The sequence below is a fragment of the Streptomyces sp. NPDC057616 genome, from assembly GCF_042800575.1.
Classification (GTDB): domain Bacteria; phylum Actinomycetota; class Actinomycetes; order Streptomycetales; family Streptomycetaceae; genus Streptomyces.
The window spans coordinates 80,698-106,897 of record NZ_JBHVGU010000029.1 but is presented as its reverse complement, the minus strand read 5'-3'; the positions used below and the strand labels follow the sequence as shown (position 1 = coordinate 106,897).

Genomic DNA, 26,200 nt, shown 5'->3' with positions numbered 1-26,200 from the left:
CTTCGTCACGTCCGGCGCCGGATCCGCACGCTCCAGCGGCCGTCGTGCCGGTCCAGGGTCAGCGGCAGGTCGAAGCACTTGCCGACCTGGTCGCCGGTGAGGACGCCGGCCGCCGGGCCCTGCGCGAGGACGCGGCCCTCGCGCAGCAGCATCGCGTGGGTGGTGTGCGCCGGGAGCTCCTCCAGGTGGTGGGTGACCAGGACCGTCGCCAGGGCCGGGTGCGCGCGGCGCAGGTCGTCCAGGGCGGCGATCAGCTGCTCGCGGCCGGGCAGGTCCAGTCCCGTCGCCGGTTCGTCGAGCAGCAGCAGCCGCGGCTCCGGCATGAGCGCCCGGGCGATCAGGGTCCGGCCGCGCTGGCCCTGCGAGAGCGTCGTCCAGCGGGCCTCGCGCAGGCCGTCCAGGCCGAGCGTGCCGATGAGCCGCTCCGCCCTCTCCTCCTGCTCCGGCGTCGCACGCCAACGGGGCAGCGGGGCCACGGAGTTGGTCAGCCCCGTCAGGACGACGTCCCGGACCCGCAGCGGCTCGGCGAGCGGATGGCGCGGATCGACATGGCCGACGAACGACCGCAGTTCCCGCAGGTCGACCCGGCCCAGCCGGCGGCCGAGCACCTCCACCGTGCCCCGGGTGGGGTGGACGAGCGCGCCGAGCAGGCGCAGCAGCGTCGACTTGCCCGCGCCGTTCGCCCCCAGCAGCGCCCAGTGCTCGCCGGACCGCACGGTCAGCGACACCTCCTGCAGAAGCGGCCGGCCGTCCCGGACGACATGGACGTCCTCCGCGCGCAGCACCTCGCTCATCGCACCGCCCGGTTCACCGCGGAGAGCACGGCCCGCACCGGGGCCGCCGGGCCCTCGCCCGCACCCCAGGCGGTGACCCCGTCCACCCGGCACTCCGCGAAGGCCGCCGTCCCGTCCTCGTGGAAGTCCAGCACCTCGACGGTGTACCCGGCGCCGGCCAGCGCGTCGACGAAGGCGGTCAGCGGGCCCGCGCCCGTGCCCTCGTGGTCGCCGGCGCGGTCACCGGTCTCCAGGGTGCCGACGAAGCGGTGGACGCCCGGGGCCTCCTCGTGCGTGGACCAGTCGTGCAGCCGTACGGAGCCCTCCGCCAGGTAGGTCGCCCGGAACAGGTCGTACAGCTCCTTCGGGGTGGCCTCCCGGCCGCTGTCGTCCGTCGCCCGCTGGACGACCCGGGAGAAGTCCGGCCGCATGCGCGGCGGCAGGTCGATGCCGTGCCGTGTGCGCAGCAGGTACGCCACTCCGCCCTTGCCCGACTGGGAGTTGACGCGGATGACGGCCTCGTAGGAGCGCCCGAGATCGGCCGGGTCGATCGGGAGGTACGGCACCGACCACGGTGCCCGGTCCGCCGGCACGCCCAACTCCTCGGCCCTGCGGGCGTGGTGGGCGAGTCCCTTGCCGATGGCGTCCTGGTGGGTGCCGGAGAACGCGGTGTGGACGAGGTCGCCGGCGTAGGGGTGACGGGGATGCACGGGCAGCCGGTTGCAGTGCTCGACCGTCTCCCGGACCGCGTCGATGTCGCTGAAGTCGACCATGGGGTCGACTCCTTGGGCGTACAGGTTCAGCGCGAGGGTCACCAGGTCGACGTTGCCGGTGCGCTCGCCGTTGCCGAACAGGCAGCCCTCCACGCGCTGCGCGCCAGCGAGCACGGCGAGTTCGGCGCAGGCCACGCCCGTGCCGCGGTCGTTGTGCGGATGGACGGAGAGGATCACCGACTCGCGGCGGGCCAGCCGGCGGTGCATGTACTCGATCTGGTCCGCGTACACGTTCGGGGTGGCGATCTCCACGGTCGCGGGCAGGTTGTGGGTGACCGGCCGGTCCGGGCTCGCGTCCCACAACTCGGTGAGCCCGTCGCACAGTTCGAGCACGAAGTCCGGTTCGGTGAGGTTGAAGGTCTCGGGGGAGAACTGGAAGCGGACGCCCGGGGCGTCCCCGGCCCGGCGCGCCATGTGCTCGGCCGCCGCCCGGACGGTCCGCCACACCCCGCCCCGGTCCCGGCCCAGCACGACGTCCCGCCAGACCGGCGAGGTCGCGATGTACAGGTGCACGACGGCCCGCTCCAGCCCGGCGATCGCGTCGAAGGTCCGGTCGATCAGCTCCGGCCGGGCCGGGGTGAACACGACCGGCGTGACGTCGTCCGGGACGGCGCCGCCCGCCGCCAGGTGCCGTACGAAGTCGAAGTCCGTGCGGCTCGCCGAGGGGTAGCCGACCTCGATCTCCTTGAAGCCGGTCGCCACCAGCAGATCGAAGAAGCGGCGCTTGCGGGGCGTGTCCATCGGCTCGGCGAGCGCCTGGTTGCCGTCGCGCAGGTCCACGGGGACCCACAGGGGAGCGCGCTCGATCCGGGCGCTGGGCCAACTCCGCTCCGCGACAGGGACGTTCACGCGCTCCTGGAAGGGGCGGTAGCGATGGTGGGGCATGGGGCCGGGACGCTGCGGGTTCCACGGCTCGTACGGGGTGGTGGTCATCGTCTGCTGCTGGCCTTCGGCTCGGTAGGACGGTGACCGGCAGCACGGCGACCCGCGGCGGGGTGCCGGTCGCGTCAGGCCCCGCCGCGGCAGCCGAGAAGAAGGAGACCGCGGAGCGTCATGCCGGTAGGCTAGCCACTGCTCAGCTCCTCAGACAAGTGAGAACGGCTCACTCCTCAGACAAGTTGGTGGATCCGTATGCCGCTCGGCGCCCTTCGCCCCAGCCCCCTGGTCGAGCAGGCAGCCGAGCGGCTGCGGGCGCAGATCACCGGCGGGCACTGGCCGGTCGGCACCCGGCTGCCGGGCGAGACGACGCTCGCCAAGGAGCTCGGCGTGGGCCGCTCCACCGTCCGTGAGGCGCTGCGCGCGCTGGCCGGGGCGGGCCTCGTCCGGGCCCGGCAGGGCGCCGGCGTCTTCGTCATCGCCGCCGAACCGGTCGCGGACTGGCCCACACGGCTGCGCCGCGCGGCGGTGACCGACGTCTACGAGGTGCGCATGGCCGTCGAGGTGCACGCGGCCCGGCTGGCGGCCCGCCGCCGCACCCCCGAGGACGTCACGGCGATGGAGCTCGCGCTGGAGGGCCGCCGCACCGCCTCGGCCGGTGACGACGTGGCCTTCGTCGACGCCGACATCGCCTTCCACGCGGCCGTGGTCGCCGCCGCCCACAACCCCGTACTCGCCGACCTGTTCACCGAGTTCACGCCCGTCCTGCGCACCGGCCTGGTCGACCTGCTGGCCCTGACCGGCCTGCGGCACCAGGACCCGAACACCGCGGACGCCGCCCACGAGGCTCTCGTGCGGGCGATCGCGGACGGGGACGCGGAGGCGGCGGCGGAGGTGCTCCGGCAGGAACTGGAGGACCCCTTCGGGGGCTAGCCGCGCCCGTCGCGCCCGTTCGGGTGGCGCGTTACGCCGGTCGGGGCAGCGCCCGGAATAGGGCGCAGACCCTGGGGGTTGACGCCACCCAGACAGATGCGCATGCATGAATTCATGGAAGGGCCTGTCATGAAGATCGGCATCATCGGCGCGGGCAACATCGGCGGCAACCTCACCCGCCGGCTCACCGCCCTCGGCCACGACGTCTCCGTCGCCAACTCCCGTGGCCCCCACACCCTCACGGCACTGGCCGAGGAGACCGGCGCGACGCCCGTACCCGCCGAGCAGGCGGCCCGCGGAGCCGAGATCGTCGTCGTCACGGTCCCCGTGAAGGCGCTGTCCGGCCTCCCGTCCGGCCTGCTCGACGGCGCGGCGGACGGTGCCGCGGTCATCGACACCGGCAACTACTACCCGCAGCGCGACGGCCGGATCGCGGCGATCGAGGACGACGGCCTCACCGAGAGCCGCTACGCGGAGCGCGAGATCGGCCACCCCGTGATCAAGGCGTTCAACGGGACCTACGCCCAGGACCTGCTGGAGCGCCCCCTCCCGGCCGGCGACCCCGGGCGCATGGCGCTGCCGGTCGCGGGCGACGACGCCGCCGCGAAGCGCAGGGTGCGGGACCTGATCGACGAGCTCGGCTTCGACACCGTGGACGCGGGCGGTCTCGACGACTCCTGGCGCCAGCAGCCCGGCACGCCGGTCTACGGCCTGCGGGCGGGCGTCGACGCGGTCACCAAGGCGCTGGCCGAGGCGTCGCCGGAACGCCCGGCGGACTTCCGGGCGTAGGGCCCCGGGCCCGGCGCCTCAGACGACCTCGAGGGGACGGTGCGGTCCGTCCGGCAGCTCGACCTTCACCGGGTCGCCCGGCCGCACCACCCCACCGGTCAGCACCACGCTCATGATGCCGGCCTTGCGCCAGGCCGAGCCGTCCTCGTCCCGCCCGACCATCTGCTTCAGCAGCCCGTGGTCGAAGCCGTCGATCTGCGGGCAGGGGTTGCGCAGGCCGGTGACCTCGACCACGGCCTCGTCGCCGAGGCGCAGCAGCGTCCCGGCGGGCAGGCCCAGCAGATCGATCCCGCGCGTGGTGACGTTCTCGCCGAGCTGCCCGGCGGCCACCTCGAAGCCGGCCGCCCGGACCTCGTCGAACAGCTCCTCGTGGATCAGGTGCACCTGCCGCAGATTCGGCTGCGAGGGATCCCGGCGCATCCGGCTCCGGTGCTTCACCGTCGTCCCGGCGTGCACGTCCCCCTCCACCCCGAGCCCGGCGAGCAGGGTGATGCTCTCCCGGTTCGGCTTGGTGAACGAGTACACACCGTTGCTGCTGACCGCACTGACTGTCCCACCCACGCAAAGCTCCCCTGACCTGACGAGTGCCTCTACCGCAGTTCAGATCGTATAAGCGGCCCGACCGGTGGAGGCGTGCGACCTCGACTCGGCGTGCGATCGGTCGCCCGACCGGTATGCGATGACCAAGGGGCTCTGCAGAACCCACTACGCACAGCACCGGCGAGTGAAGGAGCGGGCGCCCATGGACAGCGCACGCGCGACGGCCGGCAGCCGCTGAACCACTCCATCGCGGATCCACCCGCTCGGCAGCTCCGGTTCCGCCCGGCCGCCACGCAAGACGGTTGGCCGTCAGGCGTTGTTGGCCCACTCCTTCAGGGCGGCCTTGCTGGCGAAGTCCGCGACGTCTTTGTCGTGCGGTTCGCTCGTGTACTGGTGGAAGCGCCACTTGGCCTTGATGCGGGGGTGGCCGGCGGTCACATAGTCGGCGATCCACAGACCGTCACCCGCGTACGAGGTCGTGTCGACGTTGAGCCAGTAATCCCTGTTCGTGTAGAGGATCACCTGGTTGTTCGGGCGCAGTTCCTTGACCTTGCGGATGAAGTGGTCCTTCTCCGCGTTGCTCGCGTGCGTGCCGTCGCTGGTCGTCTCCCAGTCGACGGCGAGGACGTCGCCCGCCTTCTCGGGGGCGTGCTTCACGAAGTACTCGGCCTGGGCGTCGAGATGGCCCGGCCACAGGAAGTGGTAGAAGCCGACGACGAGTCCGGCGTCGCGGCCGTGTTTCGTCTGGGCGGTGAGTTTCGGGTTGACGTACGAACGGCCCTCCGTCGCCTTGATGAAGGCGAAGGAGAGGCCGTCGGTGCCGTACGAAGAGGACTGATAAGCGCTTACGTCGATGCCGCGCAGCATGTGGGGACTCCCTGAAGGGCCGGTGGGGGGACAGGGGTTGATGTCCCCCACCTTGGCACGGGTGATCCCTTCCGGATGTGGAAACCGGGTGGAAACGTCAGCATTCGATGATGTTGACCGCGAGCCCCCCGCGCGCCGTCTCCTTGTACTTGACCGACATGTCGGCGCCGGTGTCCTTCATCGTCTTGATGACCTTGTCGAGGGACACCTTGTGCGAACCGTCGCCGCGCATCGCCATCTTGGCGGCCGTGACCGCCTTGACCGCGGCCATGCCGTTGCGCTCGATGCACGGGATCTGCACCAGGCCGCCGACCGGGTCGCAGGTCAGGCCGAGGTTGTGCTCCATGCCGATCTCGGCGGCGTTCTCCACCTGTTCGGGAGAGCCGCCGAGCACCTCCGCCAGCGCTCCGGCCGCCATCGAGCAGGCAGAGCCGACCTCGCCCTGGCAGCCGACCTCCGCGCCGGAGATCGACGCGTTCTCCTTGAAGAGCATGCCGATCGCGCCCGCGGCGAGCAGGAAGCGGACCACTCCGTCCTCGTCCGCGCCGGGCACGAAGTTGATGTAGTAGTGCAGGACCGCGGGGATGATGCCGGCCGCGCCGTTCGTGGGGGCGGTGACCACCCGGCCGCCCGCCGCGTTCTCCTCGTTCACCGCCATCGCGTAGAGCGTGATCCATTCCATCGCGTGCGCCAACGGGTCGCCCTCGGCGCGGAGTTGGCGCGCGGACACGGCGGCCCGGCGCCGTACCTTCAGACCGCCGGGGAGGATGCCCTCGCGGGACAGGCCGCGCGTCACGCACGCCTGCATGACCCGCCAGATCTCCAGCAGCCCCGCGCGGATCTCGTCCTCGGTGCGCCAGGCGCGCTCGTTCTCCAGCATCAGCGCGGAGATCGACAGACCCGTCTCCTTCGTCAGGCGCAGCAGCTCGTCACCGGTGCGGAAGGGGTACTTGAGCACCGTGTCGTCGAGCTTGATGCGGTCCGCGCCGACCGCGTCCTCGTCGACGACGAAGCCGCCGCCGACCGAGTAGTACGTCTTGGACAGCAGCTCTGCGCCGTCCGCGTCGTACGCCCACAGCGTCATGCCGTTGGCGTGGTACGGAAGCGCCTTGCGGCGGTGCAGCTCGAGGTCGTCGTCGAAGGAGAACGGGATCTCGTGCTCACCGAGCAGCCGGATGCGCCGCTCCGCCTTGATCTGCTCGACCCGGTCGTCGGCCCCCTCCACGTCCACCGTGCGGGGCGAGGCGCCCTCCAGGCCGAGGAGCACCGCCTTCGGGGTGCCGTGGCCGTGGCCGGTCGCGCCCAGGGAGCCGTACAGCTCGGCGCGCACCGAGGCGACCGAGCCCAGCAGCTGCTCGTTGCGCAGCCTGCGGGCGAACATGCGGGCCGCGCGCATCGGGCCCACCGTGTGGGAACTGGACGGGCCTATGCCGATCGAGAACAGATCGAACACCGAGATGGCCACGGGAAATCCTCCTGAGAGGGTGGGGGCACGCGCCGTCGGGTGCCCCCACCACGGAACTACTTGTTCAGACCCGGGTAGAGCGGGTGCTTGTCGGCGAGCGCCTTGACCCTGGCCTTGAGCGCCTCGGCCTCGGCCCCCTCGAAGGGGGACGGTGCCTTCAGCGCCTCGGCGATCACGTCGGCGACCTCGGCGAAGTCCTCGGCACCGAAGCCGCGGGTGGCCAGGGCCGGGGTACCGATACGCAGACCGGACGTCACCATGGGCGGGCGGGGGTCGTTGGGCACCGCGTTGCGGTTGACCGTGATCCCCACCTCGTGCAGCCGGTCCTCGGCCTGCTGCCCGTCCAGCTCGGACTCGCGCAGGTCGACCAGGATCAGATGCACGTCGGTGCCGCCGGACAGCACGTTCACCCCGGCCGCACGGGCGTCCGCGGCGGTCAGCCGCTCGGCCAGGATGCGCGCACCCTCCACCGTACGCCGCTGGCGCTCCTTGAACTCCTCGCCGGCGGCGACCTTGAAGGACACCGCCTTCGCGGCGATCACGTGCTCCAGCGGGCCGCCCTGGAAGCCGGGGAAGACCGAGGAGTTGAGCTTCTTCGCGAAGTCCTTCTTCGCCAGGATGATGCCGCCGCGCGGCCCGCCCAGCGTCTTGTGCGTGGTGGAGGTGACCACGTCGGCGTGCTCGACCGGGTTGGGGTGCAGCCCGGCCGCGACCAGGCCGGCGAAGTGCGCCATGTCCACCCACAGGTAGGCGCCCACCTCGTCGGCGATCCGGCGGAACGCGGCGAAGTCCAGCTGCCGCGGATACGCCGACCAGCCCGCGATGATCACCTTCGGGCGGTGCTCCTTGGCCAGCTTCTCCAGCTCGGCCATGTCGACCAGGCCCGTGGCCGCGTCCACGTGGTAGGCGACCACGTTGAACTGCTTGCCGGAGAAGTTCAGCCGCATCCCGTGGGTGAGGTGCCCGCCGTGGGCGAGGTCCAGGCCGAGGATGGTGTCCCCGGGCTGGGCCAGCGCGAACAGCGCCGCCTGGTTGGCGGAGGCGCCGGAGTGGGGCTGCACGTTGGCGTACTCGGCGCCGAACAGCTCCTTGATCCGGTCGATGGCGATCTGCTCGGCGACGTCGACGTGCTCGCAGCCGCCGTAGTAGCGCCGGCCCGGGTAGCCCTCGGCGTACTTGTTGGTCAGGACCGACCCCTGGGCCTCCATGACCGCGAGCGGCGCGAAGTTCTCGGAGGCGATCATCTCCAGGGTCGACTGCTGGCGCACCAGCTCGGCGTCGACCGCGGCGGCGATCTCCGGGTCCAGCTCGTGCAGGGACGTGTTCAGGACAGACATGCGTCTACGGCTCCTCAGCCGGCGTTCTGGGCGGTGTACTCGTCGGCGGAGAGCAGGTCGGCCGGCTCCTCGGTGAGCCGGACCTTGAACAGCCAGCCGCCCTCGAAGGGGGCCGAGTTCACCAGGGACGGGTCGTTGACGACGTCCTCGTTGATCTCGGTGACCTCACCGGTGACGGGGGAGTACAGGTCGCTGACCGACTTGGTCGACTCCAGCTCGCCGCAGGTCTCGCCGGCGGTCACCGCGGAGCCGACCTCCGGAAGCTGGGCGTAGACGACGTCGCCGAGCGCGTTCGCCGCGAACTCGGTGATGCCGACCGTCGAGACGCCGTCCTCGGCGGCCGACAGCCACTCGTGCTCCTTGCTGTAGCGCAGCTGCTGGGGGTTGCTCATGGCCTGAATTCTCCTGTACGCGCGAAGATGCTGGTGAATGGGGGACTGCTGAATGCGTGAGGGAACAGGGAGATGTGCGCGGAGTCACGTCCGTGGCCCCGGCCGCACCCGTCCAGTGTCTACTTCTGGCGCTTGTAGAACGGCAGTGCCACGACCTCGTACGGTTCGTGGCTGCCCCGGATGTCCACGCCGACCCCGGAGGTGCCGGGCGCCGCGTGCGCCGCGTCGACGTACGCCATCGCGATCGGCTTGCCCAGTGTGGGGGAGGGGGCGCCGGAGGTGACCTCGCCGATCACCGCGCCGCCGGCGACGACCGGGTACCCGGAGCGCGGGACCCGGCGGCCCTCGGCGACCAGGCCCACCAGGACGCGCGGCGGGTTCTCCTGCGCGCGTTCGGCGGCCTCCTGCAGCGCGGCGCGCCCCACGAAGTCGCCGTCCTTCTCGAACTTCACCACCCGGCCGAGCCCGGCGTCGAAGGGGGTGAGGGAGGTCGACAGCTCGTGCCCGTACAGCGGCATGCCCGCCTCCAGGCGCAGGGTGTCCCGGCAGGACAGCCCGCAGGGGACCAGTCCGGCGCCCTCGCCGGCCTTGGTCAGCGCCTGCCACAGCTCGACGGCGTGCTCCGGCTTCACGAACAGCTCGAAGCCGTCCTCGCCGGTGTAGCCGGTGCGCGCGATGAGGGCGGGGACGCCCGCGACGGTGCCGGGCAGGCCGGCGTAGTACTTCAGGCCGTCGAGGTCGGCGTCGGTCAGGGACTTCAGGATTCCGGGCGACTCGGGGCCCTGCACGGCGAGCAGCGCGTAGGCGTCGCGGTCGTCGCGCACCTCGGCGTCGAAGCCGGCCGCCCGCTCGGTCAGCGCGTCCAGGACGGTCTGGGCGTTGGAGGCGTTGGCCACGACCATGTACTCGGTCTCGCCGAGCCGGTAGACGATCAGGTCGTCCAGGATGCCGCCGTCGGCGCGGCAGATCATGGTGTAGCGGGCGCGGCCGAGGCCCACAGAGGCGATGTTGCCGACCAGGGCGAAGTTCAGCAGGGCGGCGGCGCCGGGGCCGGTGACCGTGATCTCGCCCATGTGCGAGAGGTCGAAGAGCCCGGCCCGGGTGCGCACCGCGAGATGCTCGTCGCGCTCGGAGCCGTAGCGCAGGGGCATGTCCCAGCCGGCGAAGTCGGTCATCGTCGCGCCGAGCGAGCGATGCAGGGCATCGAGCGCGGTGCGGCGCGGTTCGGTACTGCTCATCGGTCCGTCTCCCAAGTCATGACAGATGGTGGTTCCTCCCCATCTGTCATCGGAACCTGAGAGGTTCGCCCTGATCGCGCGGGCGATCGGAGCTTGCACCTTGGGTGGAGCCACTGACGCAGCGGCCCGCTTTTCAGATGTGCCTCGCCCGCGCGGTAACGGGGCCTGAGAGATTCAAGGGAGGAACTTGCTCCTTCGGCGCCCCAGCGGTCTGGGGACTCTCCCGCGCGGATTCAAGCGGCCGGTATGCAGTTGGCGCGCACATCATTGCACGCCTTCTCCACGGGTGGCAGGTCCGCATCCGCCCGCTCCCTTTGTTGCCGGCTTGTGGCAGAGCGATCACGAAAACGCGAGGCACCGCGCATTACCTTCTCTTTACACTCGACGGGCAGGGGATCCGCACCCGGCCCAGGGGAGGACGATCACGGTGAACAGGCCCACGGCGTACGCCACGACCTCGGCTCTCGCGCTGCCGAAGCAGTCCGCGGCCCCGGCCCGGGAGGCCTGCGGCGGCCGGACTCCCGTGGTCCGTGACCTGCGCGACCGCTCGGGGCGCAGCCCGCACGCCCTGCTCTTCGGCCCGGGCGACGTCGTGGTGATCACCGGTCTGCCCGGCAGCGGCAAGTCGACGCTGATGGAGCGCGCCGTGCGGGGCGTGCGCATCGACTCCCAGGACACCCGCGACCGCTGGGCCGCCCGCGTGCCGCGCGTGCTGCCGTACGCGGTCTACCGCCCCCTGGTCCGCCTCGCGCACTACGCCGGCCTGCGCCGGGCCCTGCGCGGCGGCGAGGGAGCCGTCGTGCACGACTGCGGCACCCAGGCCTGGGTGCGCGGCTGGCTGGCCCGCGAGGCGCGCCGCCGCGGCGGCACCCTGCACCTGCTGCTCCTGGACGTCACGCCGGGCACGGCCCTCAGGGGCCAGCGCGAGCGCGGCCGCGGCGTCTCCCGCTACGCCTTCCTGCGGCACCGCACGGCGGCCGCCCGCCTGATCCGCGCCGTGGAGCGCGGCGACCTGCCCGAGGGCGTGGGCTCGGCGGTACTCCTGGACCGCGACGCGGCGGACGTACTGCGCAGCATCGCCTTCACGGACTGACCCCTGAGGGCCAGGCCCTCGTCCCTCCCACCCGCTAGCCTTTCCAGCCTCAGCAGTTCTTCTCAAGCGCACTGGCTCTCAGCAGCAGTGGTTCTCAGCAGGCGGTCGGACACAGATGGACTTCCCGGCGGATCTTCCCGCGGACTTTCCCTTGCAGGCGCACCCCCATCCGCACGGCGGATGGCCCGGCAACGAGCTGGAGGAGGTGCTGTCGGCCTCCCTCGGCGTTCCCTCCGCGGGCGGCCGCATCCTCGAGGTGCTCGGCCGCAGCTTCCTCTGGGTGCCGCTGCCGAGCGGCGGCGGCCCGCACAGCGGTCCGCTGGACCTGCCCTCGCTGGAGATCGAGGGCCAGGCCTACGTCCCGGTCTTCAGCTCCGAGGAGCAGTTCCGGCACGTCGTCGGCCAGCACATGGCGTACACGATCGCCCCGGCGGTCGAGTTCGCCCGCGGCCTGCCCCCGCAGGTCGGTCTGGCGATCAACCCGGACGGCGTGGTGGGCATCCCGCTCCCGCCGGCCGCCGTCGCCGAACTGTGCCGGATGGGCCGCACCGCGCTGGACGGCCCCACCACCGGCGGCCGCGTGCGCCTCTACGAGCCGGACTGGCAGGACGACCCGATGGACTTCCTGGCCGCCGCCTCCGCCGAGTTCGCGGCGACGGGCGTGGTCGTCTCGGCCCGCCGCTGCCTGGCGGCCGTGGAGACCGCGGACCCGGTGATGTTCGTCGGCGTCGAACTCGCCCACCGGGAGGGCGACCTGAGGGCGCTTCCCCTCCAGGCGCTGGAGCGTGCCGTGACCAGGGTCCCCGCCCCGTGGCCGGTCAACCTCGTCCTGCTGGACGTCACGGACGACCCGGTGGCGAACTGGATGCGCGAACAGGTACGCCCTTTCTATACGAGGGATCACCTGTAGCCGCCGCCCGCGGCGCACTCGCCCGCGGAGTCATCCGGTCCCGGGCCACCGGGCGCTTAAGCTGTCACAAGAACGCGGGGCATTCTTCGAAGGGGCGGTACGACACGTGAGCGCGAGCCTCAGCGGCAGCGTCGAGCAGATGCTGCGCCAGGTGACGCCAGGGCGTTACGACGCCTACGAGGCACTCCTCCGCGCACTCGCGTCCCCGGGATCCGGCCAGGTCTGGATGCTCCTGTGGCACGGCCAGGCGGGCTCCCCGGACGCCCAGTACGGAAACATGGAGGTCGAGGGCTACGGCTACGCGCCGTGCGTCACCTCCGCCCAGGAGCTCTCGGCCAGCGGCTGGAACAGGTCGTACGAGGTGGTCGACGGCCTGGACGTCGCCCGGACCCTCTACCCCGACCACTACGGCCTCTGGCTCAACCCGCACGCCCCGGGCGGCGGCGTGGGCATCCCCTGGCTGGACCTGCGCCGGATCGCCACCGGCCTGGAGCGCCAGGCGGCCGGCCCCCTGCGGCTGTCGGAACCTGCGCTGGAGATCCCGCAGTTCTACGCCCTGCTCGCGCAGAACGCCCACCGCACCCCCGCCGTCCGCTCGCTGCGCCGCGCCTGGGTGCAGCCGGCGCTCGGTGCGCCGTATCTCGCCATCGGCCTGGACGTGTACGACACGAGCCCGCCCGCCGTGGACTCGGTACGGGCGATGATGCAGCAGTCCATCGGCGCCGTCCCGGACGGGCTGCCGGTGTCGACGGTGGCGATGTCCGACGAGTACGACCCCGTGGCCCTCTGGATGCGAGCGAGTGCTCGTCCCTTCTACGATCGCGAGGCCCACGCGGCGGCTCCGGCGCAGGCTCCGGCGGGCGGCTACGGCTACCCACCGGTGCATGGCGGATACTGAGACGACTCACTGGTCCGTACCGGACCCCAAGGTGATCTGCGCGCGTAGATAGCGCCATTAGAACCTGATGTTTCCGCAGATGTCCGAAATGCCTCGCGTCCGACGGCCGTAACCTGCTGTCCGGATAACGGAACCCACCAGCCCGCATCACGTTTACGCATCCTTTCACGGCCAAGTCTGGCAACAGATCGCCAAAGCGTTGAAGACTCCCGCTCCAGAGGGGTTCGCCCCCATGTACGACGGACTGATCACGCCGCTACAGCGGCAAGTGCGGGCCGGCTACCGCCGGTTGAGAGGGGTCCCTGCCAGATGACGGCACCAATCCACGAGCCGACCGCGGAAGCGGCCCCGAGCGCGGCCGACGAAGCGGCGGTCGCCGCTGCGGGTGAAAAGGCTGTTCAGGGCCGGTCCTTGGGCCGGATCGCCTGGGAGCGGCTCAAGCGGGACAAGCTCGCGCTCGCGGGCGGCGTGGTCGTGCTCGCCCTGATCGTGATCGCCGTGCTCGCTCCCTGGCTCGCGAACCTGGTCGGGCAGGATCCCGACGCCTACCACGAGAGCCTGATCGATCCGCTGTTCGGGACGCCCAAGGGCTCCCTGGGGGGTATCAGCGGCGATCACCTGCTGGGCGTCGAGCCGGTCAACGGCCGCGACATCTTCGCGCGCATCCTCTACGGCGCTCGGATCTCGCTGCTCGTCGGCTTCCTGTCCGCGATCGTCGCCGTCGTGATCGGCACGGTCCTGGGCATCCTGGCCGGCTTCTTCGGCGGCTGGGTCGACTCGGTCATCAGCCGCATCATGGACGGCCTGCTCGCCTTCCCGCAGCTGCTCTTCATCATCGCCCTCGTCTCGGTCATGCCGAACGAGATGCTCGGCCTGACCGGTTCGAGCGTGCGCGTGTTCGTGATGATCCTGGTCATCGGGTTCTTCGGCTGGCCCTACATCGGCCGCGTGGTCCGAGGCCAGACGCTGTCGCTGCGCGAGCGCGAGTACGTCGAGGCGGCCCGGTCCCTGGGCGCGGGGCGGTTCTACATCCTGTTCAAGGAACTGCTGCCCAACCTGGTCGCACCGATCATCGTCTACACGACGATGATGATCCCCACCAACATCCTCACCGAGGCGGCACTCAGCTTCCTGGGCGTGGGCGTCAAGCCGCCCACCTCCTCGTGGGGGCAGATGCTCTCGACCGCGATCGACTACTACGACTCGGACCCCATGTTCATGGTGGTTCCGGGTGTGGCGATCTTCATCACCGTTCTGGCCTTCAACCTCTTCGGCGACGGCGTGCGCGACGCGCTCGACCCGAAGGGCTCCCGCTGAACTGCCGTACCCCCAGCGTCCCGTGAGCTCAGCCACGGGGTCTCTCATCAACACCGGAGGATCCGAGATCGTGACTACCCAACGCACCTCAGGGCGGCGTAAGCAGGCATTGGCCGCTGCTGTCGGGGTCGCTGCGCTGCTGACCACGGCGGCGTGCGGCGGCGGCAACGACAACAGCGGTTCGAAGAGCGGCGCGCCCGGCTTCGACGCGGCGAACAACAAGGTTGCCCAGGCCTCTGCGGTCAAGAAGGGCGGCACGCTGAAGTTCGTCACCGCCCAGGACGCCGACTCGTGGGACACCACGCGCGGTTACTACGGCTTCATGTGGGACTTCTCGCGCTACTACAGCCGTCAGCTGCTCACCTACAAGACGCAGCCGGGCGCCACGGGCGCCGAGGTCACTCCCGACCTGGCCGCCGCCATGCCGAAGGTCTCCGCCGACGGCAAGACGTACACGTTCACGCTGCGCGACGGGATCACGTGGGAGGACGGCAAGCCGATCACCTCCCAGGACATCAAGTACGGCATCGAGCGTGTCTGGGCCCAGGACGTCCTGTCCGGCGGCCCGATCTACCTGCAGCAGATGCTCGACCCCAAGGCCACCTACAAGGGCCCCTACAAGGACAAGTCCAAGGACAAGCTGGGCCTGAAGGCGATCGACACGCCTGACGCCAAGACCATCACCTTCCACCTGCCCGAGGCGAACTCGGACTTCCCGCAGGTGCTGGCCATGGTCACGGCCTCCCCGGTCCGCCAGGACAAGGACACCAAGTCCAAGTACGGCCTGCACCCGTTCTCCTCGGGTCCGTACAAGTTCCAGTCGTACAGCCCGGGCAAGTCGCTCGTCCTCGTCCGCAACACCAACTGGAAGGCGTCCTCGGACCCCATCCGGAAGGCGTACCCGGACAAGATCACGATGGACATCTCCACCAACCAGAGTGACATGGACCAGCGCCTGATCAACGGCGACTACGACATCGACGCCAGCCAGACGGGCCTGGGCCCGCAGGGCCGCACCATCGCCCTGAAGGAGCACAAGGCCAACCTGGACAACCCGGTCTCCGGCTTCATCCGGTACGCGGTCTTCCCGCAGACGGTCAAGCCGTTCGACAACGTCCACTGCCGCAAGGCCGTGATCTACGCGGCCGACCACGTGTCGCTGCAGACCGCGCGCGGAGGCCCGATCGCCGGTGGTGACATCGGCACCAACATGCTCCCGCCGTCCGTCCCGGGCGCCGAGGGCCAGAAGTACGACCCGTACAAGATCGCGGGCGAGAACAAGAACGGCAACGTCAGCCTGGCCAAGCAGGAGCTCAAGGCCTGTGGTCAGCCGAACGGCTTCAAGACCACGATCGCCGTCCGCAACAACAAGCAGCAGGAAGTGGCCACGGCCACGTCCATGCAGGCGTCGCTGAAGAAGGTCGGCATCAACGCCGACATCTACCAGTACGACGGTTCGCAGAGCTCCGGCATCATCGGCAGCCCCTCGAACGTCGAGAAGAAGAAGCTCGGCATCATCATCATGGGCTGGGGTCCGGACTTCCCGACCGTCCAGGGCTACGGCATCCCGCTGTGGGACAGCAGCTACATCCTGCAGAGCGGTAACAACAACTTCGCCATGATCAAGGACAAGTCGATCGACGGCCTGTTCGACCAGTACAACAAGGAACAGGACCAGGCGAAGAAGACGCAGATCTCGACGGAGATCAACCACAAGGTGAGCGAGGGCGCGTACTACCTGCCCTTCACCTTCGAGCGGCTGCTGAACTGGCGCTCCTCGCGCATCGGCAACGTCTACACGACGGACGCCTACAGCGGCTACTACGACTTCGTCAACATCGGCCTGAAGTCCACGAAGTAAACCCGGCACACCCGCCGAACGGCACGAAAGGCAGGTGAAGGCCGGCGCGGCGTGACCGTGGGCCGCCGGACAACCTCCGGCGGCCCGCGGTCCGCGGCGGGCCGTAAGCTGTGCTCGCTTACCTCATCAGGCGGCTGTTCGCCGCCGCAGTGATGCTGGTGGTCATCATCCTGGTGGTCTTCAGCATCTTCTTCCTCGTCCCCAAGTGGGCGGGTGTGGACATCGCCACGAGCTTCGTGGGGAAGCAGGCGGACCCCGCGGCGGTGGAAGCCGTGCGGACGAAGCTGGGTCTGGGCGACCCGGTCTTCGTGCAGGTCTGGCACTTCTTCAAGGGCATCTTCGTGGGCCGCACGTACGCGGCCGGCGGCGATGTCACCCACTGCTCCGCGCCGTGCTTCGGCTACTCCTTCCGCAGCGAGCAGGCCGTCTGGCCGGTGCTGACCGACCGCTTCCCGGTGACCCTGGGTCTGGCGCTCGGTGCTGCCGTGCTGTGGCTGCTCTTCGGTGTCTCCGCCGGTGTGCTCTCCGCGCTCAAGCGGGGCACCATCTGGGACCGCGGCGCGATGGTCATCGCCCTCGGCGGTGTGTCGCTCCCCATCTACTTCACCGGCCTGCTGTCGCTGGCGATCTTCAGCTACGGACTGGGCTGGGTCGACGGCAAATACGTGCCCCTCAGCGAGAGTTTCACCGGCTGGCTGGGCGGCATGATCCTTCCCTGGGTCACCCTCGCGTTCCTCTACGCGGCCATGTACGCCCGGATCACCCGCGCCACCATGCTGGAGATCCTCGGCGAGGACTACATCCGCACCGCGCGCGCGAAGGGCCTCAAGGAGCAGGTCGTCATCCGCAAGCACGCCATGCGCTCCACGATGACGCCCATCCTCACCATGCTCGGCATGGACCTCGGCGCCCTCATCGGCGGCGCGATCCTGACCGAGACGACGTTCAGCCTGCCCGGCCTCGGCCAGGCCGTCCTGAACGGCATCAAGAACCAGGACCTGCCCATCATTCTGGGCGTCACCCTGATCACCTCCCTCGCGGTACTCATCGCCAACCTCGTGGTGGACGTCCTGTACGCCGTGATCGACCCCCGAGTGAGGCTCGCATGACCGAACTCAGCAAGACCGGAGCAGCCGTGGGCGAACCCACGTCGGCCTCGCCGGCCCCGACCTCCTTCCTGGAAGTGCGCGACCTGAAGGTGCACTTCCCGACCGACGACGGCCTGGTCAAGTCCGTCGACGGGCTGTCCTTCAAGCTGGAGAAGGGCAAGACCCTCGGCATCGTGGGTGAGTCGGGTTCCGGCAAGTCGGTGACCTCGCTCGGCATCATGGGCCTGCACACCGCCGGCCAGTACGGCAAGCGCAAGGCGCAGATCTCCGGGGAGATATGGCTGGACGGCACGGAGCTGCTGACCGCCGACCCGGACGAGGTGCGCAAGCTGCGCGGCCGCGAGATGTCCATGATCTTCCAGGACCCGCTGTCCGCACTGCACCCGTACTACACGATCGGCCAGCAGATCGTGGAGGCGTACCGGATCCACCACGACGTCGACAAGAAGACCGCCCGCCGCCGGGCGATCGAGATGCTCGACCGGGTGGGCATCCCGCAGCCCGACAAGCGCGTGGACGGCTACCCGCACGAGTTCTCCGGCGGTATGCGCCAGCGCGCGATGATCGCGATGTCGCTGGTCAACAACCCCGAGCTGCTCATCGCGGACGAGCCGACCACGGCCCTCGACGTGACCGTGCAGGCGCAGATCCTGGACCTGATCCGTGATCTGCAGAAGGAGTTCGGCTCCGCGGTCATCATCATCACCCACGACCTGGGCGTCGTCGCCGAACTGGCCGACGACATCCTGGTGATGTACGGCGGCCGCTGCGTCGAGCGCGGTCCGGCGGAGAAGGTGTTCTACGAGCCCCGCCACCCCTACACCTGGGGCCTGCTCGGCTCGATGCCGCGTCTGGACCGCGAGCAGCAGGACCGTCTGATCCCGGTCAAGGGCTCCCCGCCCTCGCTGATCAACGTCCCCTCCGGCTGCGCCTTCAACCCGCGCTGCCCGTACGCGGACGTCCCCAAGGACAACCTCACCCGCACGGTCCGCCCCGAGCTGACCGAGGTGGGCAGCCAGCACTGGGCCGCCTGCCACATGACGCAGGAGCAGCGGGAGCGCATCTGGACCGAAGAGATTGCGCCGAAGCTGTGAGCGAGAACGCCGAGGACACAGTTGTGACCACTCCCGCGAAGAGCGACGGTGCCACCCTCACCAAGGACGCCGCCCCCGGCGAGACCCTGCTGAAGGTGACCGGGCTCCAGAAGCACTTCCCGATCAAGAAGGGCCTGCTCCAGCGGCAGGTCGGCGCCGTGCACGCGGTCGACGGCATCGACTTCGAGGTCAAGTCCGGCGAGACGCTGGGCGTCGTGGGCGAGTCGGGCTGCGGCAAGTCGACGATGGGCCGGCTGATCACCCGGCTGCTCGAACCGACCGGCGGCACGGTCGAGTTCGAGGGCAAGGACATCACGCACCTCGGCGTGGGCGGCATGCGCCCGATGCGCCGCGACGTGCAGATGATCTTCCAGGACCCGTACTCGTCGCTGAACCCGCGCCACACCATCGGCACGATCATCGGCGCTCCCTTCCGCCTGCAGGGCGTGGAGCCCGAGGGCGGCATCAAGAAGGAAGTGCAGCGGCTGCTGTCGGTGGTCGGTCTCAACCCCGAGCACTACAACCGCTATCCGCACGAGTTCTCCGGCGGTCAGCGCCAGCGCATCGGCATCGCCCGCGCGCTCGCCCTGAAGCCGAAGCTGGTCGTCGCGGACGAGCCGGTCTCCGCGCTCGACGTGTCGATCCAGGCCCAGGTCGTCAACCTGCTCGACGACCTCCAGCAGGAGCTGGGCCTGACGTACGTGATCATCGCGCACGACCTCTCCGTCGTCCGGCACGTCTCGGACCGCATCGCGGTGATGTACCTCGGCAAGATCGTCGAGCTCGCCGACCGTGAGTCGCTGTACCGGGCGCCCATGCACCCGTACACCAAGGCGCTCATGTCCGCGGTGCCGATCCCGGACCCGCGGCGCAAGAACGCCAAGAGCGAGCGCATCCTGCTCAAGGGCGACGTGCCCTCGCCGATCTCCCCGCCGAGCGGCTGCCGCTTCCACACCCGGTGCTGGAAGGCGACGCAGATCTGCAAGACGACCGAGCCGCCGCTCCTGGAGCTCAGGCCCGGCCAGCAGGTCGCCTGCCACCACCCGGAGAACTTCGAGGACCAGGCCCCGCAGGACACGGTGCTGCTGACCGTGGCCAAGGAGGCGGCCGAGCTGGTCGCCGACGAGGTGCTGGCGGAGTCGGCGGAGACGTCGGCGGCGGTCGCGGCCGAGGTCGCCGAGGCGAACGGCGAGGCCGGTGACACCACCGAGCCTGCCGCCGCCGAGGAACCCGCCACCGCGGATGCCGTCCCCACCCCGGAAGCCTCCGCCACCGCCGACGCCCCGGAGGGCGAGCGCCAGGAGTCAACCGACAAGTAACGCATGACAAGTTGGCAAAGTCATGCACATGCCTGAACGGGAGAGTTCAGAGTCGTCCGTGCCCGAATTATCGGCACACGCTCGAAAGGGACGGCTCATGAAACTCTCCCGTTCGGCACGCTTAGGGGCCCTCGCGACCGCGGCGGCCTCTTTCCTTGTCATCGCCGCCTCGTCCGCCCCCACCCAAGGCGCCCCCGGCATCGGTGACACCTACTTCCCGAATCTCGGCAACGGCGGCTTCGACGCCCGCCACTACGCCCTCGACGTGGCGTACAACCCGGACACCGACCGGCTCGACGGCCGCACGACGCTCACCGCCCGGGCCACCCAGTCCCTCTCCTCCTTCGATCTCGACCTGCAGAAACTGGAGGTCACCCGGGTCGAAGTGAACGGCAGACGGGCCGACTTCACCCGCGACGGCGACGAACTGCACATCACCCCGCACGGCGTGCTCCGCAAGAACGGCACCTTCACCGTCGCGGTCACCTACGGCGGCGTCCCCGAAGCCCTCGGCGGCCCCATCGTGTTCGGCTCCAGCTACGGCTGGATGAAGACCGCCGACGGCGTCTTCGTCGCCTGCGAGCCCAACGCGGCCTCCACCTGGTTCCCGTCCAGCGACCACCCCTCCGACAAGGCCACCTACGACATCCGCATCAAGGCCCCCAAGGGCCTGACCGGCGTCTCCAACGGCCGGCTGGTCTCGACGTACGACAAGGGCGGCTCGACGTACACCCACTGGCGCGAGAACCGGCCGATGGCGACCTATCTCGCGACCGCCACCATCGGCACGTTCGACGTGCGGACGGGGAAGACGCCGGCCGGGATCCCGATCTACGTCGCCATCGACCCGGTGCTGGCGAACAGCAACAGCGTCGACGTGTACGCCGTCACCGCCGCGGCCACCGACTACTGGCAGCAGGTCTTCGGCCCGTACCCCTTCGAGGAGACCGGCGCGATCGTCGACGACATGCCGGAGGCCGGGTTCTCGCTGGAGGTGCAGAGCAAGCCCGCCTACTCCGCCGTGCGCAGCGAGACGACGATCGTGCACGAGCTGGCCCACCAGTGGTTCGGCGACTCGGTCTCGGTGGAGCGCTGGAAGGACATCTGGCTGAACGAGGGCTTCGCCACGTACGCCCAGTGGCTGTGGGCCGAGCACCAGGGCACCCGCAGCGCCCACGACTCGTTCCTGGCCGGCTACAACTCGCGCCCCGCCGACAGTTCCTTCTGGCAGACCGTCGTCGCCGACCCGCAGCGCGACACCATGTTCGCCTCCGCGGTCTACCAGCGCGGCGCGATGACCCTGCAGGCGCTGCGCGAGCGGATCGGCGACAAGGCGTTCTTCAAGCTGCTGCCGGCCTGGACGCATGTGCACCGCTACGGCAACGCGAACACACGGCAGTTCATCCAGCTCGCCGAGCGGGTCTCCGGGCAGAAGCTCGACGACCTGTTCCAGAAGTGGCTCTACACGACGGGCAAGCCCGCCCTCTAGCGACCCCTGAGTAAGAATGTGGGGTGCTTCAGCAACTGTTCAGCCCCTCCGTCCAGCACACGCTCGACCTCATCGGCATCTTCGTGTTCGCCATCTCCGGCGCGCTGTTGGCGGTCCGCAAGAACTTCGACGTCTTCGGCATCGCCGTCCTCGCCGAGGTCACCGCGCTGGGCGGAGGGCTGTTCCGGGACCTGATGATCGGTGCCGTGCCGCCCGCCGCCTTCACCGACTTCGGCTACTTCATCACGCCGCTGCTCGCCGCCCTCATGGTCGTCTTCCTCCATCCGCACGTCGAGCGCATCCAGGTCGGCGTGAACGTCTTCGACGCGGCCGGCCTCGGCCTGTTCTGCGTCGCCGGGACGACCAAGGCGTACGAGTACGGGCTCAGCCTCACCTCGTCGGCCACCCTCGGGCTCGCCACCGCGGTGGGCGGCGGCGTGCTCCGGGACGTCCTGGCCAACGAGGTGCCCTCCCTGCTGCGCTGGGACCGCGACCTGTACGCGGTCCCCGCCATGGTCGGCGCCACCATGGTCGTCCTGTGCATCCGCTACGACGCCCTCACCCCGTTCACCAGCGGACTCGCCGTCGTCACCGCCTTCGTACTGCGCCTGCTCGCGATGAAGTACCACTGGCGAGCGCCGCGTGCCTGGAACCGGCGCTCGACCGTACGGGAGGAGTAGTGCTCCCGCCGCGGGCGTGGTGCCGGCCCATCTCCACCGAGAGCCACCGGAAGGACGGGACCACCTGCGGCCGCCACAGCGCCATGGTGTGGCCGCCCGCGCTCCTCGGGATGAAGACCACGTGCACGGTCGTCGGTGCCTTCGCGGCCTGTTCGAGACCGATGCCGGCCTCGTAGCCGTCGTGCGGCTGGCCGGAGATGTACAGCGCGATCCGCGGCGGGGTGAGGGCCTTCTTCAGCAGCAGGTAGGGGTTGTTCTCGGCCCTGACCTGGAGGTTCTGCGCGGCGAGCGAGTTGCGTTCGCCGATCGGGTCGTTGTAGCCGGACATGCTGATCGCGGCCATGTAGCGGCCCGGATGCGCGACGGCGAGCTTCACCGCGCAGTGCCCGCCGGCCGAGTACCCGGCGACCGCCCAGCCCCTGGGCGCGGGCGCGGCGCGGAAGTTGTCCGTGATCATCCGGGGGACGTCGATGCTGAGCCAGCTGTCGGCGTTGACCGTGCCCGGGATGTTGGCGCAGCCCGTGTCCACGCCGGCCAGCAGGTTGGTGCGCGGGGCGACCAGGATGAACGGCGCGACCTCGCCGCTGCGCATCAGCGGCGCCAGCTGCTGGGTCGCCTTCATCGCCCCGAACCACGCCTTCGCCGAGCCCGGGTACCCCGGCAGCAGCTCCACGACCGGGAAGGTGCGGTGCCGGTAGCGCGGCTCGTCGTACTGCGGCGGCAGCCAGACGTAGACCTCGGCGTTCACCCCGGAGACGCGGCCCTTGAGCTGGGTCTCGCGCACGCCGCTCATCCCGGGGCCGGTTGCCTGGGTGAAGTCCTGCTTGACCTTGGGGAGTCGTTTCAGCGCTATGCCGCCGGTGCCGTCGGCGCCCAGGTTCGCGGCCTGCTGCACGTGGTTGCCGGTGCCGAGCAGGTCGGCCCAGTTGTCGTACAGGCTGTTGGCGTTGTTGACGAGGACGAAGACCAGCGCGACCGCCGTGCCCTGGGCGAACAGCAGCATCAGCATGCGGCCGGCCGTGCGCAGGGCCTGCGGCCCGCGCACGCGGGACCACAGGAGCAGCGGCAGTATCAGTGCGATCGCGAACAGCACGATCAGCGTGTAGAGGAACGGGGTCCCGGTGAGGCTCATGCCCCCATAGAGGGGGACGAAGGGGTCCGGGTTTCGGACGAGTGGGGACACTTACCAAGAAATTGCCGGAACCTCACCCGCAAGGACGGGCGGGCGGCCTGCGTGTCATCTGCCGTTAACTCGAAAAGCTACCGCTTAGTAGTTTCTCGTTGTACGGTTCAGGCATGCCAGAAGCAGCTTCCGCAGCGGCCACGAGGGCCGCCGTCGGCGACAGTGAGTTCGACCGGGACACCGCGCTCACCCTGCGCGAGCCCGGGGTGTACGACATCGACCTCTCCGCCGGCTGGACCATCATCAACGCCGTCAACGGCGGCTACCTGCTGGCCGTCCTGGGCCGCGCGCTCGGGGACGCCCTGCCGCACCGCGACCCGTTCACGATCTCGGCGCACTACCTCACCGCCTCCCAGCCGGGCCCGGCGGTGGTCCGCACCGAGCTGGTGCGCGGCGGCCGCACCCTCTCCACCGGCCAGGCGTCCCTCTTCCAGTACGACGAGAAGGGCCGCGAGGTGGAGCGCATCCGCGTCCTCGCCTCCTACGGCGACCTGGACGCGCTGCCGGACGACGTGCGCACGACCGCCGTGCCGCCCGCGTTCCCGCCCATGGACCAGTGCTTCGGCCCGCAGGACACCGCGTCCGATGTCGGACCACCGTCGGGTGGCGCGCCCGTCGACGGCAGCTCGGCGATCGCCGACCGGCTGATGATCAAGCTCGACCCCGCCACGCTCGGCTGGGCGCTCGGCGCCCCGTCCGGCAAGGGCGAGATGCGGGCCTGGTTCGGCCTCGCCGACGGCCGCGACGCCGACCCGCTCTCCCTGCTGCTGGCGGTGGACGCGCTGCCGCCCACCGCCTTCGAGATCGGTCTCTCCGGCTGGGTCCCCACGGTCGAGCTCACGGTGCACATCCGCACCCGCCCGGCCCCCGGCCCGCTCCGCGTCTCCATCACCACCCGCAACCTCGCGGGCGGCTTCCTGGAGGAGGACGCTGAGGTGTGGGACAGCGCCGACCGGCTGGTGGCGCAGTCCCGCCAGCTCGCCCGCGTCAGGCTCGGCTGAGCGGCCGCCGGCCCAGCCAGGCCGCCAACTGCCCGTAGGCGTCGGCCTCTTCGGGGGCCGGCTGGGCCGCGGCGAACGGGGTGCCCGCGTCGCGGTCCGGCGCGGGAAGGACACGGCGCGCGGTGGCGAGGGCGAACTCGGCCAGTTCCTGGTCGAGTTGCAGCGGGTGGCCGAGGGACTCGGACAGGTCCCAGGTGTGGGTGACCAGTTCCATCACGTAGCCGGAGAGGGCCGCGCGGCCCGGGACCTCGCCCCAGGGCACCCGGACCGGCGCCTCCATGCGCTCGTCGGCCGCCCAGGCGGCGAGGACCCGCGTGCGGATCTCCTCGTACGCGGCGGGCCAGCCGTCGTCCTTGACGCCGTCGGTGACGGGGCGCACGGCCATGCCGTCGCCGCCCTCGCCGACGACCGCGATGCGCCGGCTGCCGCCGACGACGTGTCCGAGCAGGGCGCGCACGTCGAACTCCGTACAGGGAGTGGGGTCGTCGAGCTGTTCGGGGCGTACGGTCCTGATCAGCGCCGCCGCCTGCCCGGTGGCGCGGGTGTAGACGGGGCGCGGGTCGATCGCGTTCATGGGGTGACCTCTCTCTGCCGGGCTGTCGGGGGAGAGCGTGCCCCACATAACCTGACAGCTCCCGTCAACATTTGCCGCGGCCCGTGAGTGGCGCGATTCTGATCCCGTGAAGTCCGACCGCCTGCTCTCGATCCTGCTGCTCCTGCAGACCCGCGGCCGCGTCCCGGCGCACGAACTGGCCGAGCGGCTGGAGGTGTCCGTACGCACCATCTACCGCGACATCGAGGCCCTGTCGGCCTCGGGCGTGCCGGTCTACGCCGAGCGCGGGCGGCACGGCGGCATCGAACTGCTCGCGGGATTCCGCACGGACGTGACCGGGCTGACCGCGGACGAGTCGCGTGCGCTGTTCATCCTGGCCGCGCAGGGCGCCCACGCCGCGCTCGGCCTGGACGCGGCGCTCGGCTCCGCGCTGCGCAAGGTGATGGCCGCGCTGCCGGCTCCGCACCGCCCGGCCGCCGAGGTGACCTCCCGCCGCATCCTCGTCGACGCCACGCGCTGGAAGGGCGGCCCGCAGGCCGCCGTCGACCTGGACACCCTCCAGGACGCCGTCTTCGCCGACCGACGGCTGCGGCTGCGCTACCGGCACAGCGGGCAGCAGGAGGCGCGGACGTACACCGTAGATCCGTACGGTCTCGTGTCGAAGGCCGGCGTCTGGTACCTGGTGGCCGACCGCCGGGCGACCCCGCGGCTGTTCCGCGCGGACCGGGTGCGGTCCGCCACCGTCCTGGGCGACGACGTACGCCGGCGGCCGGGTGTCGAACTCGCCGACGTCTGGGAGGTGTTGCGCCGCCAGGTGGAGGAGCGGCCCGGCGGACTCGACGTCACCGTGCGCGTCCGGCGTGACCGCCTCGACATGTTCCTGCGCCTGAACGCCGCGCAGTTGGCCGAACTGCCCGCCCCCGGCGACACCGAGGGCGACGGCGGGGGCGAGGACGCGTGGGTGACCGTGCGGCTGGCGTACGGCATCGTGCGCGAGGCCCGCCAGCTCCTTCAGTTCGCCGACTCCGTCGAGGTGCTGGAACCGCCTGAGGTGCGCGCGGAACTGGCCGCGGCGGCCGTCTCCGTGACGCGTCTGTACCCCTCTTTGCCCGAACCACAGGCCCCGGACAGGCCGTCCCCAAGGAAGCCCTAAGAGCCGTTGGTTGAGTGCCGGTCCCAGAAGTCCCTCATTCTTCTTGGAGTTGCCTCTCATGAAGCGCGTGCGTCTCGTTCCCGCGACGGCCCTGCTGGTGCTCTCGCCGCTAGCCCTGGCGGCCTGCGGCTCCGGCGACTCGTCGTCGTCCTCGGGCAGCGGCAACTCGGGTCAGCAGCAGGCGTGTTCGGCGGCGGGCGGAAACCCGTCGGGGATGCCGTCCGGGATGCCGAGCGGTGCGCCTTCGGGGGGCCCGTCGGGCGCCCGGACCGGCAAGGCCACCGCCAGGCCGTCGGGCACGCCCACGGGGATGCCGTCCGGGATGCCGAGCGGTCGGCCGTCCGGGATGCCGGGTGGCGGACAGGGCGGACAGGGCGGCCCCGGCGGCGGTTGCGGCGGCCCGGGCGGGGGCCAGGCCGGGGGACAGGGCTGACCTCGTCTCTCGTGCGGCAGGGGGGGGGGGGAAAAACGGCCGGGGGGGGAGGAAAGCAAGCGAGGTGAGGTAAGCAAATAACCGATAAACACACCGAACGACAACCACGCGGCACAAACGAAGA

At 70.6% G+C, this 26,200-nt stretch carries 25 protein-coding genes and 1 riboswitch; of the genes, 15 read left to right on the top strand and 10 right to left on the bottom strand.

The genetic code is table 11. The features are described from left to right. Window positions 1-5: 5 nt before the first annotated feature. Both ACFU97_RS31690 and ACFU97_RS31685 read right to left on the bottom strand, forming a co-directional pair. Complete coding sequence (locus ACFU97_RS31690; RefSeq protein WP_384263572.1) at window positions 6-794, bottom strand: ABC transporter ATP-binding protein; 789 nt, start codon at window positions 792-794, stop codon at window positions 6-8. Next, entirely contained in the window at window positions 791-2,479 is a 1,689-nt protein-coding gene (locus ACFU97_RS31685) for a 2-isopropylmalate synthase (RefSeq protein WP_384263569.1), read from the bottom strand. The genes ACFU97_RS31690 and ACFU97_RS31685 overlap by 4 nt, the downstream gene beginning before the upstream one ends. A gap of 198 nt (window positions 2,480-2,677) precedes the next feature. On the opposite strand from ACFU97_RS31685, the gene ACFU97_RS31680 reads away from it, so the two are divergent. Beyond that, window positions 2,678-3,355, top strand: a complete 678-nt coding sequence (locus ACFU97_RS31680; protein WP_384263566.1) for a FadR/GntR family transcriptional regulator — start codon at window positions 2,678-2,680, stop codon at window positions 3,353-3,355. A 129-nt stretch (window positions 3,356-3,484) separates the two neighbouring features. After that, entirely contained in the window at window positions 3,485-4,144 is a 660-nt protein-coding gene (locus ACFU97_RS31675) for an NADPH-dependent F420 reductase (RefSeq protein ID WP_384263563.1), read from the top strand. Window positions 4,145-4,162: 18 nt separating this feature from the next. Here the strand turns inward: ACFU97_RS31675 and ACFU97_RS31670 are convergent, their stop codons facing one another. The 6 genes from ACFU97_RS31670 to gcvT all read right to left on the bottom strand — a co-directional run bounded on the left by ACFU97_RS31670 (window position 4,163) and on the right by gcvT (window position 9,983). Continuing rightward, window positions 4,163-4,705, bottom strand: coding sequence for an MOSC domain-containing protein (locus ACFU97_RS31670; protein ID WP_384263560.1), 543 nt, complete (start codon window positions 4,703-4,705; stop codon window positions 4,163-4,165). A 288-nt stretch (window positions 4,706-4,993) separates the two neighbouring features. Then, window positions 4,994-5,551, bottom strand: a complete 558-nt coding sequence (locus ACFU97_RS31665; protein WP_384263558.1) for a GH25 family lysozyme — start codon at window positions 5,549-5,551, stop codon at window positions 4,994-4,996. Window positions 5,552-5,648: 97 nt separating this feature from the next. Then, window positions 5,649-7,016, bottom strand: coding sequence for an L-serine ammonia-lyase (locus tag ACFU97_RS31660; RefSeq protein WP_384263556.1), 1,368 nt, complete (start codon window positions 7,014-7,016; stop codon window positions 5,649-5,651). A 56-nt stretch (window positions 7,017-7,072) separates the two neighbouring features. After that, window positions 7,073-8,353: a serine hydroxymethyltransferase gene (glyA, locus tag ACFU97_RS31655; RefSeq protein ID WP_384263552.1), complete on the bottom strand. Its 1,281-nt coding sequence runs from the start codon at window positions 8,351-8,353 to the stop codon at window positions 7,073-7,075. Between the two features lie 14 nt (window positions 8,354-8,367). Further along, window positions 8,368-8,745 carry a glycine cleavage system protein GcvH gene (gene gcvH, locus ACFU97_RS31650; RefSeq protein WP_384263550.1) on the bottom strand — a complete coding sequence of 126 codons (378 nt, stop codon included), beginning with the start codon at window positions 8,743-8,745 and terminating at the stop codon, window positions 8,368-8,370. Window positions 8,746-8,864: 119 nt separating this feature from the next. After that, the gene (gene gcvT / locus ACFU97_RS31645) at window positions 8,865-9,983 is read right to left on the bottom strand and encodes a glycine cleavage system aminomethyltransferase GcvT (protein WP_384263548.1); all 1,119 of its coding nucleotides are present in this window, start codon (window positions 9,981-9,983) and stop codon (window positions 8,865-8,867) included. A gap of 143 nt (window positions 9,984-10,126) precedes the next feature. After that, window positions 10,127-10,219: riboswitch (glycine riboswitch) on the bottom strand. A 185-nt stretch (window positions 10,220-10,404) separates the two neighbouring features. Here gcvT and ACFU97_RS31640 point away from each other — a divergent pair. The 10 genes from ACFU97_RS31640 to ACFU97_RS31595 all read left to right on the top strand — a co-directional run bounded on the left by ACFU97_RS31640 (window position 10,405) and on the right by ACFU97_RS31595 (window position 21,753). Further along, a complete protein-coding gene (locus ACFU97_RS31640) occupies window positions 10,405-11,076 on the top strand; it encodes an AAA family ATPase (protein WP_384263634.1) in 672 nt (223 codons plus the stop codon). Window positions 11,077-11,191: 115 nt separating this feature from the next. Continuing rightward, window positions 11,192-11,986: an enhanced serine sensitivity protein SseB gene (locus ACFU97_RS31635; protein WP_384263546.1), complete on the top strand. Its 795-nt coding sequence runs from the start codon at window positions 11,192-11,194 to the stop codon at window positions 11,984-11,986. A gap of 139 nt (window positions 11,987-12,125) precedes the next feature. Beyond that, window positions 12,126-12,884, top strand: coding sequence for an enhanced serine sensitivity protein SseB C-terminal domain-containing protein (locus ACFU97_RS31630; RefSeq protein WP_384263631.1), 759 nt, complete (start codon window positions 12,126-12,128; stop codon window positions 12,882-12,884). Between the two features lie 309 nt (window positions 12,885-13,193). Then, window positions 13,194-14,201, top strand: coding sequence for an ABC transporter permease (locus tag ACFU97_RS31625; protein ID WP_384263544.1), 1,008 nt, complete (start codon window positions 13,194-13,196; stop codon window positions 14,199-14,201). Between the two features lie 70 nt (window positions 14,202-14,271). Then, window positions 14,272-16,062, top strand: coding sequence for an ABC transporter substrate-binding protein (locus tag ACFU97_RS31620; RefSeq protein ID WP_384263541.1), 1,791 nt, complete (start codon window positions 14,272-14,274; stop codon window positions 16,060-16,062). A 110-nt stretch (window positions 16,063-16,172) separates the two neighbouring features. Next, window positions 16,173-17,171, top strand: a complete 999-nt coding sequence (locus tag ACFU97_RS31615) for an ABC transporter permease (protein ID WP_384263539.1) — start codon at window positions 16,173-16,175, stop codon at window positions 17,169-17,171. Next, complete coding sequence (locus tag ACFU97_RS31610) at window positions 17,168-18,265, top strand: ABC transporter ATP-binding protein (protein WP_384263536.1); 1,098 nt, start codon at window positions 17,168-17,170, stop codon at window positions 18,263-18,265. The genes ACFU97_RS31615 and ACFU97_RS31610 overlap by 4 nt, the downstream gene beginning before the upstream one ends. Before the next feature lie 23 nt (window positions 18,266-18,288). After that, a complete protein-coding gene (locus ACFU97_RS31605) occupies window positions 18,289-19,584 on the top strand; it encodes an ABC transporter ATP-binding protein (protein ID WP_384263534.1) in 1,296 nt (431 codons plus the stop codon). Between the two features lie 97 nt (window positions 19,585-19,681). Beyond that, entirely contained in the window at window positions 19,682-21,073 is a 1,392-nt protein-coding gene (locus ACFU97_RS31600; RefSeq protein ID WP_384263532.1) for a M1 family metallopeptidase, read from the top strand. Between the two features lie 23 nt (window positions 21,074-21,096). After that, window positions 21,097-21,753: a trimeric intracellular cation channel family protein gene (locus ACFU97_RS31595; RefSeq protein WP_384263529.1), complete on the top strand. Its 657-nt coding sequence runs from the start codon at window positions 21,097-21,099 to the stop codon at window positions 21,751-21,753. On the opposite strand, the gene ACFU97_RS31590 is transcribed toward ACFU97_RS31595, so the two are convergent. Then, window positions 21,662-22,885, bottom strand: a complete 1,224-nt coding sequence (locus ACFU97_RS31590) for an alpha/beta hydrolase (protein ID WP_384263527.1) — start codon at window positions 22,883-22,885, stop codon at window positions 21,662-21,664. The two genes, ACFU97_RS31595 and ACFU97_RS31590, sit on opposite strands and share 92 nt — an antisense overlap. 164 nt (window positions 22,886-23,049) lie before the next feature. On the opposite strand from ACFU97_RS31590, the gene ACFU97_RS31585 reads away from it, so the two are divergent. Then, the gene (locus ACFU97_RS31585; RefSeq protein ID WP_384263525.1) at window positions 23,050-23,937 is read left to right on the top strand and encodes a thioesterase family protein; all 888 of its coding nucleotides are present in this window, start codon (window positions 23,050-23,052) and stop codon (window positions 23,935-23,937) included. Here the strand turns inward: ACFU97_RS31585 and ACFU97_RS31580 are convergent. Beyond that, window positions 23,924-24,511 carry a TIGR03086 family metal-binding protein gene (locus ACFU97_RS31580; protein WP_384263523.1) on the bottom strand — a complete coding sequence of 196 codons (588 nt, stop codon included), beginning with the start codon at window positions 24,509-24,511 and terminating at the stop codon, window positions 23,924-23,926. The two genes, ACFU97_RS31585 and ACFU97_RS31580, sit on opposite strands and share 14 nt — an antisense overlap. A 106-nt stretch (window positions 24,512-24,617) precedes the next feature. Between ACFU97_RS31580 and ACFU97_RS31575 the strand changes: the two genes are divergently transcribed. Together ACFU97_RS31575 and ACFU97_RS31570 are read left to right on the top strand one after the other, a co-directional pair. Beyond that, entirely contained in the window at window positions 24,618-25,643 is a 1,026-nt protein-coding gene (locus tag ACFU97_RS31575; protein WP_384263520.1) for a helix-turn-helix transcriptional regulator, read from the top strand. A gap of 58 nt (window positions 25,644-25,701) precedes the next feature. After that, on the top strand, window positions 25,702-26,076 hold the full coding sequence (locus ACFU97_RS31570; protein WP_384263518.1) for a hypothetical protein: 375 nt from the start codon (window positions 25,702-25,704) through the stop codon (window positions 26,074-26,076). Window positions 26,077-26,200 lie beyond the last annotated feature (124 nt).

Bases quoted from the DNA above. Each gene is read 5' to 3' on its own strand.
- ACFU97_RS31690 (WP_384263572.1), bottom strand. From the start codon at position 794: ATGAGCGAGGTGCTGCGCGCGGAGGACGTCCATGTCGTCCGGGACGGC.
- ACFU97_RS31685 (WP_384263569.1), bottom strand. From the start codon at position 2,479: ATGACCACCACCCCGTACGAGCCGTGGAACCCGCAGCGTCCCGGCCCC.
- ACFU97_RS31680 (WP_384263566.1), top strand. From the start codon at position 2,678: ATGCCGCTCGGCGCCCTTCGCCCCAGCCCCCTGGTCGAGCAGGCAGCC.
- ACFU97_RS31675 (WP_384263563.1), top strand. From the start codon at position 3,485: ATGAAGATCGGCATCATCGGCGCGGGCAACATCGGCGGCAACCTCACC.
- ACFU97_RS31665 (WP_384263558.1), bottom strand. From the start codon at position 5,551: ATGCTGCGCGGCATCGACGTAAGCGCTTATCAGTCCTCTTCGTACGGC.
- glyA (WP_384263552.1), bottom strand. From the start codon at position 8,353: ATGTCTGTCCTGAACACGTCCCTGCACGAGCTGGACCCGGAGATCGCC.
- gcvH (WP_384263550.1), bottom strand. From the start codon at position 8,745: ATGAGCAACCCCCAGCAGCTGCGCTACAGCAAGGAGCACGAGTGGCTG.
- gcvT (WP_384263548.1), bottom strand. From the start codon at position 9,983: ATGAGCAGTACCGAACCGCGCCGCACCGCGCTCGATGCCCTGCATCGC.
- ACFU97_RS31635 (WP_384263546.1), top strand. From the start codon at position 11,192: ATGGACTTCCCGGCGGATCTTCCCGCGGACTTTCCCTTGCAGGCGCAC.
- ACFU97_RS31630 (WP_384263631.1), top strand. From the start codon at position 12,126: ATGCTGCGCCAGGTGACGCCAGGGCGTTACGACGCCTACGAGGCACTC.
- ACFU97_RS31625 (WP_384263544.1), top strand. From the start codon at position 13,194: ATGACGGCACCAATCCACGAGCCGACCGCGGAAGCGGCCCCGAGCGCG.
- ACFU97_RS31610 (WP_384263536.1), top strand. From the start codon at position 17,168: ATGACCGAACTCAGCAAGACCGGAGCAGCCGTGGGCGAACCCACGTCG.
- ACFU97_RS31600 (WP_384263532.1), top strand. From the start codon at position 19,682: ATGAAACTCTCCCGTTCGGCACGCTTAGGGGCCCTCGCGACCGCGGCG.
- ACFU97_RS31590 (WP_384263527.1), bottom strand. From the start codon at position 22,885: ATGAGCCTCACCGGGACCCCGTTCCTCTACACGCTGATCGTGCTGTTC.
- ACFU97_RS31585 (WP_384263525.1), top strand. From the start codon at position 23,050: ATGCCAGAAGCAGCTTCCGCAGCGGCCACGAGGGCCGCCGTCGGCGAC.
- ACFU97_RS31580 (WP_384263523.1), bottom strand. From the start codon at position 24,511: ATGAACGCGATCGACCCGCGCCCCGTCTACACCCGCGCCACCGGGCAG.
- ACFU97_RS31570 (WP_384263518.1), top strand. From the start codon at position 25,702: ATGAAGCGCGTGCGTCTCGTTCCCGCGACGGCCCTGCTGGTGCTCTCG.